We start from the raw sequence: 3,680 nt of genomic DNA, 5'->3' as shown, positions 1-3,680 counted from the left end.
TTATCTGACGTACAGCGTACATACTCATTTTTATACCCTGAGCTTGTAAGTATTTGGTTAATCGAATATAACCATAGCTCTGCTTTGTCTCCTCATGGGCTATTTTCACCAATATCGTCTGTTGATTTCGTTGAATCGTTCTTTTGCTCACGCCTCTCTTGAGCCAATCATAAAAACATGAAACTGAAACATGAAGTAATCGAGCCATTAAGGTAATTGGAAAAGAATATCTTTTTTGTTTCATATAGGCGTACCTTACTGACTTTCTTTGGCAAAGTACGCTGCTGCCTTTTTTAAAAATTCACGTTCCATTTCAGCTATTTTGAGCTGTTGTTTGAGTTTTTTATTTTCTTCGAGTAGAGCGTTTAGATCAGGTGAATACTGTTTTGTACCTGCTAAAGTTCCAGCCTTTGCTTTGGTATTCCAATTTGAAAGAGTTTGCATTGAAATGCTAAGTTGTCTGGCTGTTTCCGAGACATTGCCTTGATTGGCTTCAATTAATTTGATGGCTTCAGCTTTAAATTCTGTGGTGTAAGTCTTGTGTTTCTTGCTCATGGTAAACTCCTGATGAGTGTGTTTAGTTTACCAAGTTAAAACCTCCTGTTTTTTCAGCACACATCAATATCTATACAAAGTTCTGAATATTTTTTATAAAAATTGAGGTTATTGATGGCTGGTGGTTCTCAAATTATTATTAATAAAGATGGTATTACCCTGATTACACCAGGAAAATTTGAGCCGAAAGCAGGACAACACCTTTTTAAAGGCGGGGAAAAAGCTAATTATTCTTTACCCGAAATCCCTAACGTTCAATCTCCTTTCAGTAATAAATTAGATGTTTATAATTTATTCCCTGATATATCTAATATTGAATATTCTGTTTTACATTCAAATGGGCAAGTAAAAACTGGTTTCCTTGACCAGTATGGTCGGACTGGACGCATCAAATCTAATGAAAAAGAAAAGGTTAAAGTTCTGATCGGAGGCGATGACTGGCATTATTATATCGACAAACTTGGTGGAACTAAGAATGATGAAACATATATAAAATTCTTAGATTTCTTAGGGAATCCAATAAGTAATTTAGAGTTCCAAATCACTAATGACAACAATAAATTAATAACATCTTGTCGAACTGACCAAAATGGAGAAGCGAAATTTAGTAGCCCTAATGATGACTTTCCTATTTTATCTATTAAAAATTTTATAGATCAAACATATAAACCTATGATGCGTATTGAAAATAATTTTGTTCGAGAAATTATTTTAATTAGTCCTAAAATATTAAAAGAAATAGAATTATTGCCTGAAACAGAAGAAAAAGGCGATTATTTAAGAAGTAATTATTCAGAATAAGCTATATAGGAAAATTGAATCATGAGTGATGGAAATCAAAAAGTAAATCAAAATGGCAGACCTGTTTATTTATTCTCGCCAAGCCAAAAAGAAGCAGCGAGTACGGCACAAGACACTTCAACGTATATTGGCGTGTTAACTAATTCAACTAAACTGATCGAGAAAAATAACTTTGCTTGGGGACTTCTACATTCGAAAAATACTCCTCCGTTTAGTTTAGAACGTATTAAAAAGTCTACCAATGCGCGTATGTATTTTCATAAACCTGATAATGTAGGAAATAAGGTATTTCGAGGAAACCCTAACACAAGTGTATCCAATGTGGGCGAAGTAGCAAAAAAGTTTGACAAAATAGGCGGAAGGCTAGGAAAAGCAGGAGATATTGCAGAAATTGGAATATTAACCAGAGAACGTGATTCTAAAGGATTAGTTGTGAAAGCAGCAACCATGACTGGTTCAACTTATGTGGGTAATCGTGGATTAGCAATAGCTGGTAAAGTATGTCCCAAATTAGCAAAAGGTTCTCCACAAAAAGCAGCGCTTGTTGGTGCATCATGTTTTGGAGCATTATTTTATATCGGAAACAAAGTTGGGGATGCTACTGGTAAAGTAATAGGCGGATCAAAAGTTGGACAAAAACTTGGTGAATCTCAAGCGGCAGTGACTATTGTTAATGGGTTAGCAGATGCAGCATACTTAATGGAAGCACAAGAAAAAGCAACTGCTGAAGCGGAAAGACAAAGACAGCTTGAAAAAGATCCTATGTTAGAATGGCACATAATAGGAGCTGATTAACTATTAATCTGGACTAAAGATGAAATCGAAATTATTGATTATTGCTGGGTGTTTAATTTTATCTAATAGTTTTTTACTATCTGGATGTGCCAAGCAACCCTCGTCACAAAATCTTGTACAAGAAAAACCTTCAGAAGCTCTGAGATTATATGAGGAAGGTCAAAAATATTTTTTAGGTAAAGATGTTAAGCAGAATTATCAAAAAGCTTTAGAATTATTTCAAAAAGCATCTGATCAAGGATTAGCTGAGGCACAAAATGATCTGGGGGGAATGTATTTCGAAGGTCTAGGAACAACCCAAGATTATCAAAAAGCTTTTAAATATTTTGATAGTGCAGCTAACCAAAAGTTAGCAGCAGCCCAATATAACCTTGGACTCATGTATGATAAAGGCCTTTATATTCAAAAAGATAGAAAAAAAGCCCTAGAGCTTTATGAATTATCAACTGAACAAGGCTACGCTAAGGCTCAATATAATTTAGGTAATGCTTACGCAAATGGAGATGGTGTTCCACAAAATAATAAGAAAGCTTTAGAACTTTTCTCAAAAGCAGCGGAGCAAAACCTTCCTCAAGCATCCTATAATTTAGGTAATATGTATGCAGATGGTGAAGGGGTTACCCAAGATAATAAGAAAGCTTTAGAGTATTTTACTAAAGCGGCTCAGCAAGGCTTTCCTCAAGCACAATATAATTTAGCTTATATGTATGAAAATATTTTCCCTGATTTGGAAAAGGCTAAATTTTGGTATATGGAAGCTTCAAAAAAACATATTCCTGAAGCTGATCAAGCATTAGAAAGATTATCTTCGGTTAATTAACATATAAATACTATAGAGAGTAACAATCGCAAGTAAGGTTAATAGAATTCCTTGTATTTCTGAGAAGAAAATACTTAACCAAGATAATCTATAGTTAAATTCTTTATTTGAAAGAAATAACTTAGATGTATTGGGGGAATTCTTATTTATGAATAATTTTATTGTCTGATCTTTTACAGCCTTATTAAAAATCTCTTTATTTTTTTCTTTAAAAGAATCGCAACGTTCAAAAATATATGTTTTATATATTCTATAAAAAATTTCGTCTTGTTGAAGATAGCTTTTATTTCCATAATTATATTGATATGAAACTGCTAGATTTGCCATTTTGTCCCCGCCTCGTCCCCAAGGACTTGAGCACTTAATTTCATAATTTAAGATCTGAAATTTTTCTAGCTGTATCCAATTTGAATGAGTTACATTAAAGATTTTTAACTTAGCAGCAGGAATGCTTGTGCAAAAAAATATTACAACAAGTAAAAACAGCACAAGATAGAGGCCGCTATAGAAAAATTTATTCATAACTTAAAATCTTAAACTTCACTCAAATAAAATAACTTAAAATTTCGTTTATGAAGTTGATGTGTGCTGAAAAAACAGGAGGTTTTAACTTGGTAAACTAAACACACTCATCAGGAGTTTACCATGAGCAAGAAACACAAGACTTACACCACAGAATTTAAAGCTGAAGCCATCAAATTAATTGAAG

At 33.3% G+C, this 3,680-nt stretch carries 4 protein-coding genes and 1 pseudogene; 3 read left to right on the top strand and 2 right to left on the bottom strand.

Features of this window, described 5'->3' with window-relative positions; genetic code table 11:
• Positions 1-555 (bottom strand): annotated as a pseudogene (locus ACINWC141_RS19300) (IS3-like element ISAba22 family transposase); the annotation flags it as partial.
• A gap of 114 nt (positions 556-669) precedes the next feature.
• Here ACINWC141_RS19300 and ACINWC141_RS03945 point away from each other — a divergent pair.
• The 3 genes from ACINWC141_RS03945 to ACINWC141_RS03935 are packed head-to-tail and all read left to right on the top strand — an operon-like array spanning position 670 to position 2,971.
• A complete protein-coding gene (locus ACINWC141_RS03945) occupies positions 670-1,356 on the top strand; it encodes a type IV secretion protein Rhs (RefSeq protein ID WP_000897075.1) in 687 nt (228 codons plus the stop codon).
• Positions 1,357-1,377: 21 nt separating this feature from the next.
• Positions 1,378-2,151, top strand: a complete 774-nt coding sequence (locus ACINWC141_RS03940; RefSeq protein WP_009388181.1) for a hypothetical protein — start codon at positions 1,378-1,380, stop codon at positions 2,149-2,151.
• Positions 2,152-2,170: 19 nt separating this feature from the next.
• Positions 2,171-2,971, top strand: coding sequence for a tetratricopeptide repeat protein (locus ACINWC141_RS03935; RefSeq protein ID WP_009388180.1), 801 nt, complete (start codon positions 2,171-2,173; stop codon positions 2,969-2,971).
• Here ACINWC141_RS03935 and ACINWC141_RS03930 read toward each other — a convergent pair.
• Entirely contained in the window at positions 2,954-3,493 is a 540-nt protein-coding gene (locus tag ACINWC141_RS03930) for a hypothetical protein (RefSeq protein ID WP_009388182.1), read from the bottom strand. The two genes, ACINWC141_RS03935 and ACINWC141_RS03930, sit on opposite strands and share 18 nt — an antisense overlap.
• Positions 3,494-3,680: the final 187 nt, after the last annotated feature.

The organism is Acinetobacter sp. WC-141, from assembly GCF_000313935.1.
Classification (GTDB): Bacteria; Pseudomonadota; Gammaproteobacteria; order Pseudomonadales; family Moraxellaceae; genus Acinetobacter.
This window is presented reverse-complemented; position numbering and strand designations above follow the sequence as displayed.

Coding starts and splice junctions, on each gene's coding strand:
- ACINWC141_RS03940 (WP_009388181.1), top strand. CDS start 1,378: ATGAGTGATGGAAATCAAAAAGTAAATCAAAATGGCAGACCTGTTTAT.
- ACINWC141_RS03930 (WP_009388182.1), bottom strand. CDS start 3,493: ATGAATAAATTTTTCTATAGCGGCCTCTATCTTGTGCTGTTTTTACTT.
- ACINWC141_RS03945 (WP_000897075.1), top strand. CDS start 670: ATGGCTGGTGGTTCTCAAATTATTATTAATAAAGATGGTATTACCCTG.
- ACINWC141_RS03935 (WP_009388180.1), top strand. CDS start 2,171: ATGAAATCGAAATTATTGATTATTGCTGGGTGTTTAATTTTATCTAAT.